This window comes from Listeria sp. ILCC797 (assembly GCF_900186185.1).
Lineage (GTDB): Bacteria > Bacillota > Bacilli > Lactobacillales > Listeriaceae > Listeria > Listeria goaensis.
On record NZ_FYBS01000010.1, the window covers coordinates 37,128 to 50,866 of the forward strand.

The 13,739-nt window shown below is 39.3% G+C and carries 13 protein-coding genes; 8 read left to right on the forward strand and 5 right to left on the reverse strand.

The genetic code is table 11. From position 1 onward, the window contains the following. The first annotated feature begins 59 nt into the window (after window positions 1-59). Window positions 60-1,436 carry an MATE family efflux transporter gene (locus tag BN1609_RS10690; RefSeq protein WP_088809138.1) on the forward strand — a complete coding sequence of 459 codons (1,377 nt, stop codon included), beginning with the start codon at window positions 60-62 and terminating at the stop codon, window positions 1,434-1,436. A 105-nt stretch (window positions 1,437-1,541) separates the two neighbouring features. Here BN1609_RS10690 and kdpDN read toward each other — a convergent pair whose 3' ends face one another. The 4 genes from kdpDN to BN1609_RS10710 all read right to left on the reverse strand — a co-directional run bounded on the left by kdpDN (window position 1,542) and on the right by BN1609_RS10710 (window position 7,170). After that, window positions 1,542-2,690: a KdpD-like non-kinase potassium sensor gene (gene kdpDN / locus BN1609_RS10695; protein WP_088809137.1), complete on the reverse strand. Its 1,149-nt coding sequence runs from the start codon at window positions 2,688-2,690 to the stop codon at window positions 1,542-1,544. 122 nt (window positions 2,691-2,812) lie between these two features. Then, a complete protein-coding gene (locus BN1609_RS10700; protein ID WP_088809136.1) occupies window positions 2,813-3,562 on the reverse strand; it encodes an SDR family NAD(P)-dependent oxidoreductase in 750 nt (249 codons plus the stop codon). 102 nt (window positions 3,563-3,664) lie between these two features. After that, on the reverse strand, window positions 3,665-4,906 hold the full coding sequence (locus tag BN1609_RS10705) for a dicarboxylate/amino acid:cation symporter (protein WP_088809135.1): 1,242 nt from the start codon (window positions 4,904-4,906) through the stop codon (window positions 3,665-3,667). A gap of 290 nt (window positions 4,907-5,196) precedes the next feature. Beyond that, complete coding sequence (locus BN1609_RS10710; protein WP_088840842.1) at window positions 5,197-7,170, reverse strand: LTA synthase family protein; 1,974 nt, start codon at window positions 7,168-7,170, stop codon at window positions 5,197-5,199. Window positions 7,171-7,382: 212 nt separating this feature from the next. Here BN1609_RS10710 and BN1609_RS10715 point away from each other — a divergent pair, with 212 nt between their 5' ends. Both BN1609_RS10715 and BN1609_RS10720 read left to right on the forward strand, forming a co-directional pair. Beyond that, on the forward strand, window positions 7,383-7,997 hold the full coding sequence (locus BN1609_RS10715; protein WP_088809133.1) for a DNA-3-methyladenine glycosylase: 615 nt from the start codon (window positions 7,383-7,385) through the stop codon (window positions 7,995-7,997). Between the two features lie 65 nt (window positions 7,998-8,062). Further along, on the forward strand, window positions 8,063-8,725 hold the full coding sequence (locus BN1609_RS10720; RefSeq protein WP_088809132.1) for a class A sortase: 663 nt from the start codon (window positions 8,063-8,065) through the stop codon (window positions 8,723-8,725). An 82-nt stretch (window positions 8,726-8,807) separates the two neighbouring features. On the opposite strand, the gene BN1609_RS10725 is transcribed toward BN1609_RS10720, so the two are convergent. Next, window positions 8,808-9,995: a multidrug effflux MFS transporter gene (locus BN1609_RS10725; protein WP_088838808.1), complete on the reverse strand. Its 1,188-nt coding sequence runs from the start codon at window positions 9,993-9,995 to the stop codon at window positions 8,808-8,810. A gap of 248 nt (window positions 9,996-10,243) precedes the next feature. Here BN1609_RS10725 and BN1609_RS10730 point away from each other — a divergent pair, with 248 nt between their 5' ends. The 5 genes from BN1609_RS10730 (at window position 10,244) to BN1609_RS10750 (ending at window position 13,675) form a co-directional block, all read left to right on the forward strand. Then, the gene (locus BN1609_RS10730; protein ID WP_088809130.1) at window positions 10,244-10,975 is read left to right on the forward strand and encodes an MBL fold metallo-hydrolase; all 732 of its coding nucleotides are present in this window, start codon (window positions 10,244-10,246) and stop codon (window positions 10,973-10,975) included. Between the two features lie 15 nt (window positions 10,976-10,990). Next, window positions 10,991-11,986: a lipoate--protein ligase gene (locus BN1609_RS10735; protein ID WP_088840843.1), complete on the forward strand. Its 996-nt coding sequence runs from the start codon at window positions 10,991-10,993 to the stop codon at window positions 11,984-11,986. Between the two features lie 215 nt (window positions 11,987-12,201). Then, complete coding sequence (locus BN1609_RS10740) at window positions 12,202-12,588, forward strand: hypothetical protein (protein ID WP_088809128.1); 387 nt, start codon at window positions 12,202-12,204, stop codon at window positions 12,586-12,588. Window positions 12,589-12,794: 206 nt separating this feature from the next. Continuing rightward, window positions 12,795-13,226 (forward strand): LytTR family DNA-binding domain-containing protein, encoded by a 432-nt coding sequence (locus BN1609_RS10745; protein WP_220387164.1) that lies wholly within the window; start codon window positions 12,795-12,797, stop codon window positions 13,224-13,226. Next, window positions 13,226-13,675, forward strand: a complete 450-nt coding sequence (locus BN1609_RS10750; protein WP_088809126.1) for a hypothetical protein — start codon at window positions 13,226-13,228, stop codon at window positions 13,673-13,675. The genes BN1609_RS10745 and BN1609_RS10750 overlap by 1 nt, the downstream gene beginning before the upstream one ends. Window positions 13,676-13,739 lie beyond the last annotated feature (64 nt).

Below are 13,739 nucleotides of genomic sequence, written 5' to 3' on the forward strand. Positions count from 1 at the left end.
CTTGCAATCTTATAGTTAGAAATCTAACATTTATAAATCTAACAAAAGAAGGGATTATTATGGAAGAATTAGAAGTTAATGAATCAAATATTTACTATTTAAAGGAAGCGCCAATCCGCAAAGCTATCGCCCATTTGTCAATACCGATGATGGTCGGAATCTCAGCAACGACGGTCTACAATTTAATCAATGCTTTCTTTATTGGTCTGCTAAATGATACGAATATGATGTCCGCGATTACTTTGGCGTTACCAATTACAATCATTTTGATGGCTTTTGGGAATATGTTTGGAGTTGGAGGAGGAACCTTTATCACGCGCTTATTAGGCCGTGGTGACGAGCAAAAGGGTCGAAAGGTGGCTGGTTATTCTTTTTACATGAGCATCCTATTTGGTGTGATTATTGGAATTGTCGCAATCATCTTCATGAATCAATTTGTCCACTTACTTGGCGCAGATGGTCAAACATTACTTTATACAAAACAATACGCAACAATCCTTTTTGCAGGAAGTTTTGCTTTCATTTTAAATTTTGCTTTGGAACAATTGGTTCGTTCAGAAGGGGCATCAAAAGAATCCATGTATGGCATGTTCATTAGTGTTGCTGTTAGTATCGCTTTAGATGCATTACTGATTTTAGTTTTTAATCTGCATATGATTGGTGCAGGGATTTCGATCGTCATTGCGAATCTCGCTTCATCGATTTATTATGTTTGGTTCTTAGAAAAGAAAAGCGCGTCTTTAAAAGGCTTCTTGAAGCAATTTAAACTTTCAATCAAGGATCAATTAGAAGTTTACAAAATTGGGGTCTCGGAATTGTTTAAATCTGCATTCATGATTGTCACAACTTTATTGTTAAACAATTTTTCCGTTGAATACGGTGATAATGTCGTTGCTAGCTTTGGCATAGCCGTTCGAATCACCCAACTACCTGAATTTTTGACGATGGGGCTATTTTTAGGTGTGATGCCATTATTTGCCTATAGCTTCTCCGCACATAACACGAAACGCTTAAAAGAAGCGTTGAAGGAAGTTTCTTTATGGATCGGGGGAATCTCAATCCTCTTTGCCCTTTTGGCTTACTTATTCCGCGTACCCGTATTAAGTTTATTTACCAGTGATCCACGTGTCATTCAAGTCGGCTTAACCATTCTTGCTGCTCAACTCATTTCCTCGGTCTTTAACGGTTTTTCCGGTTTATTTACTGGAATCTTCCAGGCGTCTGGTTTGGGTGCTCAGACTGGGATTATGGCAACTATTCAAGGAACTTTCTTCATTCCAGTTGTTTTGCTGTTGCATTATTTCTACGGCTTGAACGGTTTGATTTGGTCAATGACGGTAACGGAAGGAATTGCTTTTATTACGGGAACCATAATGATGATTCCTTACTTGAATAGACTGAATAAAAATGAATTGCCGGCACTGCAACAACAATAAACTAGTTCCAAATAATTTACGAAGTACGTCCAATTGCTGCACAAAAAGCCAGAAACACAGCAAACTTTCCATCAGGCGAGTCTGCCGCGTTTCCGGCTTTTTTTATTAATTTTTCCGCGAATTAGCTACAATATGAATATCTACGCCATCTGTTTGGCGCATGATGGCATTGACAATCGAGCCTTTTGTAACTTCCTCGACTCTTGTTTTAACAGACTGGCCTAAAATAATTTGGGTGATATTATGCTTGTTTGCCACATCTGTAATCACTTGTGCAATTTTCCGTTCTTTAATCGGCTCTACTAAGAAGTGGGCGTTAAATTGTTTGGCGAGACTTTGCCATGCCACGTATTCTTGTCGTGTTTTTTCAGGTAGTTCATCGAGCTCTTTTGTGATGGCTGCTAAGATGTACAGTTCGCTACGTAACCGGTCTGCGATGCGGAAGCCGCGGCGAATCAATTTTTCAGCATTGGCATCATTTTTAATACAAACGAGAATTTTTTCGTTCATCATCGCTGCCCGGAGGCGTGCCGCTTTTTTATCCGCTTTGTCGTCTACATCATCGGCGACTTCGCGGAGTGCGATTTCGCGAAGGGCAGACAGGTTTTTCGTCGTGAAGAAGTTTTCAAGCGACCGTTCAATCTTCTCCGGCGCATAGATTTTCCCTTCTTTTAGCCGTTTTTGCAATGTTTCTGCCGTAACATCAATTAAAATGACTTCATCTGCTACTTCTAATAAAAAGTCTGGAATTCGTTCGCGCACAACGACCCCAGTAATGTCGTGGACAACATCACGCAAGCTCTCCAAGTGCTGAATGTTGACGGCTGAAATGACGTTAATTCGGTGCTCCAATATTTTTTGAATGTCCTGATAACGCTTTTCGTTCGCTGATCCAGGAATATTCGAATGCGCCAGCTCATCAATCAGGACGACCTCCGGATTTCGAGCAATAATGGCCTCAACATCCAAATCAAAATACGTATTATTTTTATATGGAATTTCTTTTAAAGGAAGTTGTTCAAGGCCATCGATTAACGCGGCCGTTTCTTTTCGACCATGCGTCTCAACAAGCCCAATCACTACATCAATGCCTTCTTTCCTCAGTTCATGCGCTTCCGTTAACATTCGGTACGTTTTCCCGACACCCGGTGCCGATCCAATATAGATTTTTAACTTACCGCGCTTTAATTTTTCAATTTGTGCTAGCAACTCTTCCGGACTTTTACGATGGAAGGAAAGATTTTTGTTGCCCACTAGACGCACCTCCATTAACTTTAAGCTGTTTACAAATATTCATTTTAGCACAAACTCTTTTAAGAAAGAAGAACATTTTTTGGATAAAAAAGAGCTGACCATTTGGTCAGCTCGGATTTCACTTACTGCGCGTAGTATCCTCCGTCAACAGGTAATTCAATTCCCGTGACGAAACTCGACTCATCACTTGCGAGATATAAAACGCCATAAGCGATGTCGCGTGACTGGCCAAGACGTGGAAGTGGTGTCAGCGATTCGAACCAGCCTTTTGTGGCTTCATCTTCAAATAATTTTTTCGTCATCGGCGTTTCGATATAGCCCGGGTGAACCGAATTACAGCGAATGTTTTGTTTGGCGTAATCGACTGCCACAGCCTTCGTTAACAATCGAACAGCGCCTTTTGATGCCGTATAGGCACTTGCACCAGAACCGCCAGTTAAACCAGCAATGGAGGAGATGTTAATGATGGAGCCGCCGCCCTGATTTTCCATAAGTGGGATAACATGACGCATACCTAGAAACGTTCCTTTTAAGTTGACGTCAATCACTTTATCCCATTGCGAAATGCTTGTATTAACAAGATTTAATTCGGTGCTAATACCAGCATTATTCACTAAAATATCGACACGACCAAATTTGTCTAAAGCAAGTTGAATCACTTTTTCCCAATCTTCATCAAGTGCTACATTATGCGTTAAAACTTCAGATTTTGGTTGAATGGCTTTTAATTCTTTACCTGTTTGATTTAAAACTTCTTCTTGCATGTCCGTCGCTATTACGAAAGCCCCTTCTTTCGCAAACAGCAATGCTTCTTCCTTCCCTTGTCCCCCAGCAGCGCCTGTAATGATCGCAACTTTATCTTTTAATCTCACTTTGAATCCCTCCTAATTTGATAACGCTTACAATATTATTATAAAACGAAAAAAAGAGCAGTTCCAGAAAACTGCTCAAAAAATAGTACTTAAATTTTAGTATCAAAAACTGACTTTTCTTTTTAACCAATTTTTCCCTTCGACAAAGCGCGATACGAGCATGGCACAAACTGTATTGCCGGTTGAATTGAGTAGCGTTGCAGGGATATCAATAATCGTGCTAATAATCATAATCGTTGCGACAAGTTCAGGTGAGAAGCCGAAAATCGAGATGATCAAAAGTTCGCCAGTCATTCCGCCGCTTGGGATGGCGCCCATGACTGCGCCGACTAAAAAGGCAACAGCAAGAATTGCTAAAATGCTTGAAGCACTCGTCATATCTTTTCCAAAGAGGGTGAAGAGGAACACAATTTTCATGATGCCACCCATGACCGAACCGTCTTTGTGCGTGTTCGCCCCGAGTGGAATGACGGTTTCAGCAATGTCGTCAGGCACACCCATTTTTTTGGTCGCGACAAGGTTCACTGGAATACAAGCCGCGCTAGAAGAGGTAGCGATAGCCGTAATGGCTGGCGTTGTGACATGTTTCCAGAAAACTTTTACGCCAGTTTTCCCAGAAGCAATAAAAGCATACAATGTGTTCATACCGAAGAAATAAATCACGGTTAGGACGAGATAAAGGAAGAAAATGCCGAGGTAGCCGTTAATAATTTGCGGACCGAGCTGACCAACTGTCACCGCAAAGTAGCAGCCGAGTCCAACTGGCGCAGCGTACATGATGAATTGCACCATCTTTAAAATAACCTCGGTTGCTGAATTTAGAAATGCAGCAACGGGCTGTCCTTTTTCTCCAGACATCGAAGTAGCTAATCCAAACAAAATCGAGAAAATGATGAGCGGTAGGAGATTGGACTTTGTAAAGAGCTCGAGAAAATCAGGTACAGTAAATGTTGTCACTAAAATTTCCGCAAGTCCTTTTCCTTCCTCCGTAGGCGCTTTTGGCAAATTCGCTGTTATAGCCGATAAATCTACGTTATGTAGCGGGTTATAAATCGAAATCCCGATAAAAGCAATAATTCCTGCAAGAGCTGCTGTTGTAAAAAACACTGCGAATATTGTACCGATAATTTTTCCAAGTCTTGCCATCTGCTTCATGTTCGCGATGGCCGACGAAACGCTTAGAAAAACAAGAGGAACAATGACAACAAACATTAAGTTTAAAAAGATGTCCCCAATTGGTTTCACAATCACCGTTTTATCCCCAAAAATAACACCAAAAAGTCCACCTAAAACAATACCAAGTAGCAGACAAATGGTAAACGCATAATTTCGTAATAATTTCATTCCAATTCTCCCTTTCTAGTAAGTACTTTATTAGAATAGCAGAGATGGTGGGGGAATGGAAGAGGTGACATAAAAAAGCCACTCTATTATGAGTGGCTTCAGACTGATGACAAACGGCAATCTTCGGAGTTTTTGCCTCCGCTTCGCCTAACTTCTCACATGGTCGGGCAAACTACGCCCCTGTGGTACTCGAATTTACTTAGAATCTCACCATCTGTATTCTTATGCGTGACACGTTTTGCTTAAGTTTATAAATTTGGACCACTCGTAAAATGAGTGGTCCAGATTATTTATTTTGTTGTTTCAGACGTGTCGTCGCTGTCTGGTTTCTTTTTATTGTAGTTGTATTTTGATGGGTCGACTTTTTTGAAGCCGTCTGGTGTGTAGAATCTTAGTAGGTCGCCCTGCAAGACAGAATCGGAAAGTTGTAGTTCTTTTGCGACCGTATCTTTTGTTGCTTCCATTTCCTTCGTTTCTGTTTCAATTTGTTCGCCCGTTGTTTGGTCGTAATATTTCCCACCAATTAAAGAATAAGTTGGGCTAATAAAATCACCATTTCTAAACGGTACGAGTTCTTTATGATCTTTCGAAAGTAAATCTGTTCCCATTTGTAGGTAATCTTTTGTGTCAATACCTAGCAAGTGGAGCATCGTAGGAAGCACATCGATTTCGCCGCCGTACTGCGTTTGAACGCCGCCTTTTACGCCTGGAACGTGAACCATGAATGGCACGCGCTGCGCTTGAGCATTCTCAAAAGAATTATAATTTTTCCCTAAAATTTGCGTCATCGCAGAAGCGTGGTTATCGGAAATTCCGTAATGGTCACCGTACATAACAATGACAGAATTATCGTATAGCCCTTTTTCTTTTAGATAAGTGACAAACGATTTCACAGATTCATCTAAGTAGCGAGCCGTTTGGAAGTAAGTATCTACCGAAGAATCGCCTGTCGTAGCTGGCGCAATACTTGCCTCATCTTCATTAATCGGATAAGGGAAGTGGTTCGTTAAAGTAATGAACTTCGCATAAAATGGCTGTTTAAGCGTCTCAATATATGGCTCAGATTCTTTAAAGAACGGTTTATCTTTCAAGCCGTAATTCGAAACATCATTTTCATTCATATCGTAATAACTTGCATCAAAGAAATGGTTGTAGCCAAAGTGCTTGTACACTTCATCGCGATTCCAGAAACTCTTATAATTTCCGTGGAACACAGCCGAATCATAGCCATAGTTCGCTAAAATCCCCGGAGCTGATTGGAATGTATTCGAACCTTTTGTTGTAAAGGCGGACCCTTGAGATAAGCCGTAAAGGGAGTTCTCAAGCATCATTTCGGCGTCAGCCGTTTTGCCTTGCCCCGTTTGATGGAAGAAGTTTGTAAAGCTAAGCGTGTTTTCATCCTTAAAGAAGGAGTTAATAAACGGCGTTACTTCTTCACCATTTAATTTATAGTTGATTAAAAATTGTTGGAAACTTTCTAGATGGATATAAATAACATTTTTACCTTTTGCTTTACCAAAATATTCCATGTTCGGTGCCGCATATTTTGATTTCGTATAATTAAGTACTTCATTGACGTCACTAGAGTCAGCAAGCGCTTTTTGCGTTTGTGATTCAGTGCTTTTCACAGCATCGTAGATTTGGTAATTAGTCATTCCTAGGTATTTCACAATATAATTACGGTCAAATGTTCGCGTTAAAAGTTGCGGACGATCAATTTCGGCTAGACCGAGATTGGCGAAGAACATCGCAACACCAAGCGTCAGAACGCCAACCACTTTTCTTGCACGAATGCGCGCTTCTTTATTTGGACGAACGATACCGAAAACTAGCAAGGCAATCAAAATGAGTACATCGACAAAGAATAAAATATCCGTCCAGTTTAGTAAGGCAAGAATACTTCCACCCATGTCACCCATATTTTGCATTTGCTTCGGATTTAAATTCGGAAGCGTGATAAAGTCCGAGAAGAAACGGTAGTAAACCATATTTGCAAAAAGAATAAAAGTCAAAAGGAAATCGATCACGATAATCCAAATAAAAGAACGTCGACCTTTTGCAAATAGTGCCAGTCCCATAAAGAAGACAGCCGTACTGAGCGGATTAATGATCAATAAAAATTGTTGCATTGCATTTTCAATACCAAGGTTAAATTGCGTTTCATAGGCAATGACTGATTTTAGCCAAAACAGAACGACGGCTAGAATAAAAAATCCATAATTTTTGCTTAGAAAAGTCAGGATTTTTCCTTTCCCATCCTTCATATTACACCTCTCCTACACTCTATTTACTATCTAGTAATTTTTAGATTTTGATGAAAAAAAGCAGGGTTTCGTATATAAAATACAAAGCCTGCACCAACATAATCTTAACATAATTTTAACAAAAGGGAAAACATAACACATGGGTCTTGAGATGGATGACTAGAAAAAAATACGCAACATCGGTTATTATAGAAGAAAAACGAGGAAAACCATTGAAACTAACAGAAAAAATTTTTGAAAAAAAGACTACAATTGAAGTGGCGCGAGATTTACTAGGGGCGAAACTCGTACACGATAAGTGCGGCGTGAAATACGAAAGCTTAATCGTCGAGACCGAGGCTTATTTAGGCGAAACTGACCAGGCGGCGCACAGTTTTCGGAAACGGCGCACAAAACGCACGGAAGTCATGTTCAGACAAGCAGGCGCGATTTACATGTACCAAATGCATCGCCAAGTTTTGCTGAATTTCATTACGATGGAAGCAGGCATTCCAGAAGCCGTTTTGATTCGCGCTGTAGCGCCGCTTACTGCCCTCCCTGAAATGGAGATAAATCGCGGCGGAAAAACAGGTTTTGATATTTCGAACGGGCCTGGCAAATTGACACAGGCGATGGCTTTTTCGATGCAGGACTATGGTAAAACGCTGTTTGATAGCAACATTTGGCTTGAAGAAGGTAAGCGGCCAGTTCAAATTGTTGCGACCGAGAGAATTGGCCTCCCAAATAAAAAATTGGCGAAGCATTTTCCCCTAAGGTTTATTGTGGGTGGAAATCCGTATGTTTCGGGAAAAGTGAAGAATTTATCAGAAAACAACGGTTTTCATTGAATTTTAATTTGCTGTGACGCGGTTGCTACTATATAATAGAAAAGCAAAGAAGGAGGAGGAAGGTTATGGCAAAGAAAATTATTGCAATTATTATTTTAGTTCTTGGCTTACTACTTATTTTCTCACCATTTATAAAAAGTGGCATCGTGAAATATTTAAGTGGTCATGATGACATTACGAACTATTCGGCCCAAACTTTAGATGATAATAATAAAAAAGAGGCAACATTTGATTATGATAGTGTGCAACTTCCTTCTATGAAAAATGTTGTTGAAGGAGCAGCGAACTATGATAAAGACGCGGTTGTTGGTTCCGTTGCGATTCCGTCTGTCGATATCCAACTAATGGTATTAAAAGGGACGAATACGGCGAACTTGCTTGCTGGTGCAACGACAATGCTTCCTGATCAACAAATGGGCAAAGGGAATTATCCACTTGCAGGGCACCATATGCGCAATGAGTCGATGCTTTTTGGTCCGCTAATGGATGTAAAAGAAGGTGCTAAAGTTTATTTAACCGATTTAAATTCACTTTATGAATATAAAATCACATCGACGAAAATCATTGATGAAACAAATGTCAGCGTACTGGACGATGCCGGAGACAATCGCATCACGCTCATTACGTGTGATAAGCCAACCGAAACAACAAAACGCTTCGTAGCAGTTGGCGAACTAACGAATACGCAAAAATTAACTCCAGAACTTAAAAGTAAATATTTTGAATGAAAAGAAGCATAAATCCAGTAAGAACCATTTCTTTAGATGGTAGTATTACTAGATTTATGCTTTTTGTTTTTAGCGACTCATTTTATTTTGCGAATTTGGTGCAAATCATGGAAATGAGTAAAAGCAATACACAAAATAAAGGAAATACAAGGATAGAGCCGGTGTGAAAAATACTAATTAAAAATGTACAGATGCTTACAATACTGTAGTAGCCTAAACTTAAAAATGCCCCAGCTGTACCAGCTACATCAGAAAATTTAGCTAATGCTAGGCTTAAACAGTTTGGTAAGGCCATTCCAATTCCTGTAAGAATGATGAAAACACCTATTATATAAACAAGCACTTGCAAAAATAAAGGTAAAACTAAAAGTGAAATGAAAGAAAGGAATAGGCTACCTATTAATGATAATTTAATGCCGTTTTGAATAATGGCATGCGGTGCTTTCTTTTTCAATAATTTATTGGATTGCCATGCACCTAAAATGGCTGCTGAAGCGACTACACATCCCATAAGTCCGTATTGACTTTGAGTAAAGTGAAACTTTTCAATAAAGATTGTGGGTGCTTCGGTGTGATAGCTAAAAAGCAGCCCATTAAAGATTCCTATTAGGACGCCAAATGCTAGCGTATATCGATCTAACAACATTGTTATACCTATTGAAAAAATTTGCTTGGCATTCCTTTTTTCTGAGGAAAGACGGACAGTTTCTGGCAATCCTTTAAGACTCCAAAATAATAAAAGCATGCCCATGACGACTAGAAATAAAAAAACGAATCGGAATCCATAAAATTCACCAAGATAGCCACCAATCAAGGGGCCAATTGCTGGTGAGAAGGCTAAAGCGGCTGAAATTTTAGCAAATAACTGATGGCGTTCCGTGCCTTCATAATTATCTCGTAAAATTGTTTGTGTAGTTACAGAACCTGTACTTGCACCAAATGCTTGTATAAAACGACCTACAAATAACCATTCAATATTTTTAGATAACACACATAGTATGCACCCTACAACATAAATCACTATACCTAAATTCATTGCTTTTCTTCGACCAAAATAATCTGAACCGATTCCCCAAAAGAAAACGCCTAACGCAAAAGCTACAAAGTAAATGCTTAACGTCATTTGTGCGATATTTAATTGGACACCATAACCATGCGCGATTTCTGTTAGTGAAGGTGTATAGATTGTTTCGCTTATTTGTGGAAAGCCTACTAGGCAGACTAATAGAGCTAAATTTATTTTTTTACTTTTTTCGATGTTTTTTTCCATTATTAAACTCCTAATTTAATTATAATCTGGGAAAAAAACATCCTTCACAGGGAAACGGTGGAACCATGATTTTTATGCGATTATAAAAATTCATGTTATCACCTCTTTCTTTTCATTTAAGCTTAAAGAATAACATAAATATAAAGGCGGGGCAATGCGGATTGAAACAACAGCACAAAGCCTATTACTTTGGTTTAAAAACGAAGTGTTGTATCATGGAATTATGTTGAAGAGAGGGTGAAAAACATATGGAACTTACTGTTTTTGGTCACTGGGGCGGGTATCCGCTAGCGAATGATGGGACAAGTAGTTATTTGCTATCAGAAGGTGACTTTCATCTATTAATTGACGTCGGAGCAAGCGCTGTTTCAATCATGCAAAATGACATCCATCCAAATGATTTGGATGCGGTCATCATTTCACATTTCCACCCAGATCATGTGGCCGATGTTGGTATTTTACAACATGTCCGCCTACTTTCGGATATGGAAAATAAACCGCCTGTTTTGCCGATTTATGCGCATAAGGAAGACGCACGTGGCTATTCGTATTTAGATATGGAAGGCGTCTCAAAAGCACATGAATACCGGGCGAATGAGGAACTTAAAGTTGGGCCATTCCAAATTCGCTTTTTAAAAACAATTCATCCAGTTCCGTGTTATGCGATGCGTTTTGAAGCGAATGGGAAAGTGCTGGTTTATACGGCGGACAGTGCGTATCAAGAGGCGTTTATTCCATTTGCAAAGGATGCTGATTTGCTCATTACGGACACAAATTTCTATCAGGATATGGCTGGGAAGTCGAAGGTGCACATGGCGAGCGTTGAAGCGGGGAAAGTGGCGCAAGAAGCGGGCGTTAAAATGTTGCTGCTGAGCCACCTGCCACAAAAAGGAAATTTAGAAGAGCTGAAAAATGAAGCGGAATCGGTTTTTTCCGGCGACACGAAATTGGCTGAAAAAGGTTTAAAAATTCATATATAAAAAGGGGTAAGAAACGTGTATTTTATTGATAACAAGGATGAAAAAGATCCACGCATCAATCTTGCGGTCGAAGAATTTATTTTAACGGAGCTCAATTTAGACGAGCCAGTGCTGCTGTTTTATATTAATAAGCCGTCTGTTATCATTGGACGGAACCAAAATACGATTGAGGAAATCAATACGGAATATATCGAAAAAGAAGGAGTTATCGTTGTGCGGCGCTTATCAGGCGGTGGCGCCGTTTATCATGATGAAGGAAATCTAAATTTCAGCTTTATTACAGAAGATGATGGCGATTCTTTCCACAACTTCGCGAAATTCACTCAGCCGATTGTTGAGGCGCTCAAAAAACTTGGCGTAAATGCGGAGTTAAAGGGGCGAAATGACCTGCTAATTGACGGTTTCAAAGTGTCTGGAAATGCGCAGTTCGCGACAAAAGGAAAGATGTTCTCGCACGGCACGCTCATGTACGACTTAAACCTCGATGATGTGGCGGCTTCGCTCAAACCGCGCAAAGATAAGCTGATGTCAAAAGGAATCAAATCCGTGCGCAGCCGAGTTGCAAATATTGCTGATTTTTTGGATAAAAAGATGACCACGGAGGAGTTTCGCGATTTATTACTTCTTTACATTTTTGACGTGGAAAACGTATCCGATGTGAAAGAATACAAACTGACTGACGCCGACTGGACGCGCATTCACGAAATTTCAAAAGAGCGCTACGCCAATTGGGATTGGAACTACGGAAAATCTCCTAAGTTTGATTTGGAGCGAACAAAACGCTTCCCGGTAGGTTCTGTCGATATTCGTCTGAATGTCAATAAGGGCATCATTTCCGACATCAAAATTTTCGGTGACTTCTTCGGCGTTTTAAACGTATCCGATATTGAAGAACGTCTAAAAGGTGTTACCTATAAAAAAGAGGAACTTGAAACGGCGCTTGCTGATTTAGACATTCAAAAATATTTTGGCAACATCACAAAAGCGGACTTTTTAGAGTTGCTTTATTAACGCGTGAAAGAGGATACGTATAATACGCATCCTCTTTTTCCTGATTTCAGGAGAGTAATAAACTGAAAAATTCACATAATGGACACAGAATGTTAGTTTTACATATGCTACACTTAATACTGGAATGATTTAAAAATAATAATGAGCTGAATGATTACCGAATGATATTTTTGACATATGGTGAGATGCGGCGAAGAGGGAAGTTGAATTAGAAAATGAAAATAACAGTAAAAAGAAACACCGGTTTTATGGGAGCGGCAACTAAAGTCGCCTTAAAAGTAAATCAACAAAAGGTGAAATCGTTAAAACACAATGAAGAGGTAGAAGTAGACATACAAGGAGATTCAGCCGAAGTAAATGCTAATCAAGGTTTTTTCGGAAGTAAAGGAGTGAAAGTTGCTGCAGGGGAATCGGTAGAAATACAGACAAATCCGACGGCTCTTCTTTTATTTGGAATTGTTCTAGCCCTGTTAATTTTATCTTTCTTTTGGAATAGTCTAATCGGGACCGTAGTAATGTTTGTAGGGATTTTGACCACGCTCTTCTTTTGTATTAAGAATTATTACATAGTTAAACCTGGTTCATCAAATAGCCAGAAATAAAACGATTTTGTTAGGAAAAATACATAAGTTACGCTAGAAAGTGGCCTAGGAGTCGTCAAAAACTTCTGGGCATTTTTTGTGCGCTCACATGCGTAAAAGGTTTGAACTTCTAAGTTTTCACAACTTGTATGTTTGATTGCGTAAGTTGCCTATCAAATAGAATGTTTTTCGATTATAATTGGCGTATGAAGTGAGGAGGTAGAATGATGGAAGTGGATATCCGAGAAGGTTTTAAGGCAGTTCGAGCTGAAATACGTTGTCCTTACGAAAATGCCGAAGTACGACGAGCTGCAAGACTGCTTAGAAGTTTGGGACAAGAAATTAGTGGGGAACTCGGTGGCAAAACATATTTACTTGAATTGCTAGATATATTATATGTGGAATCTGTTGACCGAAAAAGCTTTGTTTATACAGCGGAAGAGACGTATGAAACGGCATTAAAATTATATGAAATTGAGGAACGATTCCCGGATAGCAGTCTTTTTCGCAGCGCCAAGTCCCAAATTTTAAACATTTCGCATATCTTAGCTCTTCGCCCAGATTTTAACGGTAGATTAGAAGTTTCCCTAACAAATGGAGAAAAATTAATTGTTTCGAGGCAGTATGCTCGGCAATTAAAAGAAAGGATTGGTCTATAATGAACAAAATAATGGCTTATATATTGCCAATGAAAAATTTTGCAGCCATGATTTTTGCAGGATTTATTATCCTCTATATGGTGACAGGCGTCTTGTTCGGTGCCATTTACAACACAGATTTTGATTATAAAATCCCGTTCACCTTTGTGTTACAAGGACTTGTGTTAGCGCTATTAATTTCGTGTTTGTGGTCCATTTTGTTTAATAATAAAAGAAAAAGTCGCACCTTTATCCGGCTAATCATCTTTGCTATTATCCTTATAGGGCTTGTTAAGATTAGTGCGCTAGCGTTACTTACATTATCACTACAGTGGGTCAGTTTATGGATTGCGGTTACAGCAATAATTGCGGTCGGATTAATTGTCATTGCCATTTTAGGCGAATTATTTTTTAGAAAAGAGGGGAAACGTTATACAGAGAAATTAAAAGAGTATCAAGCGAATTTATAATAGAAAGCGTATAAATTAAGAAGTAAATGTGTAAAACACACAAGAAAATAAAAAAATATGTCTT

Excerpts from the sequence above, each read along its gene's own strand:
- BN1609_RS10730 (WP_088809130.1), top strand. The coding sequence starts at position 10,244 with ATGGAACTTACTGTTTTTGGTCACTGGGGCGGGTATCCGCTAGCGAAT.
- BN1609_RS10745 (WP_220387164.1), top strand. The coding sequence starts at position 12,795 with ATGGAAGTGGATATCCGAGAAGGTTTTAAGGCAGTTCGAGCTGAAATA.
- BN1609_RS10705 (WP_088809135.1), bottom strand. The coding sequence starts at position 4,906 with ATGAAATTATTACGAAATTATGCGTTTACCATTTGTCTGCTACTTGGT.
- BN1609_RS10725 (WP_088838808.1), bottom strand. The coding sequence starts at position 9,995 with ATGGAAAAAAACATCGAAAAAAGTAAAAAAATAAATTTAGCTCTATTA.
- BN1609_RS10740 (WP_088809128.1), top strand. The coding sequence starts at position 12,202 with ATGAAAATAACAGTAAAAAGAAACACCGGTTTTATGGGAGCGGCAACT.
- BN1609_RS10690 (WP_088809138.1), top strand. The coding sequence starts at position 60 with ATGGAAGAATTAGAAGTTAATGAATCAAATATTTACTATTTAAAGGAA.
- BN1609_RS10720 (WP_088809132.1), top strand. The coding sequence starts at position 8,063 with ATGGCAAAGAAAATTATTGCAATTATTATTTTAGTTCTTGGCTTACTA.
- BN1609_RS10710 (WP_088840842.1), bottom strand. The coding sequence starts at position 7,170 with ATGAAGGATGGGAAAGGAAAAATCCTGACTTTTCTAAGCAAAAATTAT.
- BN1609_RS10750 (WP_088809126.1), top strand. The coding sequence starts at position 13,226 with ATGAACAAAATAATGGCTTATATATTGCCAATGAAAAATTTTGCAGCC.